Origin of the sequence: Aliivibrio sp. A6, assembly GCF_028765505.1 — a bacterium.
GTDB lineage: Bacteria > Pseudomonadota > Gammaproteobacteria > Enterobacterales > Vibrionaceae > Aliivibrio > Aliivibrio finisterrensis_A.
Genome location: NZ_JARACR010000106.1, coordinates 1 through 750, shown reverse-complemented (window position 1 = coordinate 750; position 750 = coordinate 1). Strand labels below are relative to the sequence as shown.

General features: G+C 34.9%; 1 pseudogene. It reads left to right on the top strand.

The annotated features are described in order from the left end of the window. Window positions 1-597: pseudogene (locus PVK70_RS18805) on the top strand (OmpA family protein); the annotation flags it as partial. Window positions 598-750 lie beyond the last annotated feature (153 nt).

The window sequence follows — 750 nt, the reverse complement described above, 5'->3', positions numbered from 1 at the left end:
AGCTCTCTTCATCATGTAATGGATATTAGCTATAAGATCAATTATGGCTATCACTCTTCGCAGCCTGCTTACAGTGATATTAAAACGAAAGAAGCTGAATTAAATATAGATGGAAAATATAAGAGTGAGTTATTAGCCTTTTCTTCTATGGTTGTTAAAGAGGTTATGCAAGCTCCTGAACTTTTTCTCAATCAGATAGGGTCTAAAAAGCTGTATGTAATAAAGTTTGATTTGGACTATATCTCGCCAACAGGTAAAAAGGTAAAAGGATTAAGACCGTTTGGCCCGATCTTAGATGATAAGAGTGGTGAGATCTATTCTTCTGAATTACGTCTTTTCGGGGTGTACCAAGAAGGAATTGATAAGAGAGAGAGTAAATATTTTACAGGTTCTCCACTAGCACTTAGGCTCCCAAAAAGTAAGCGTTTTTATGGCAATGATTTACCTTGGACTCAAGAGGGTAATGAATTAGAGAAGTTAAATATATCAGCACAAGCGAAATGGAAAGAGTTAAAAAATGAAGATCCTAAAAAGCAGATAGAATGGTTGAAGCGTTGGATAGAGGATAATCCTGAAAGTCTATCTGCTCCTGATTAGAGAGATATGTTTTAGTAAGCATCGCTCACACTACCTAGTGAGAAAATAGGCTGTCGGTGCTTACAATTTATACTTCCATATAGCGTGTAAAGCTTAAAATTTACAAATTGTGCTTAAATATCATGCAATCAATTAGTTAAGTATAAAAAAGTG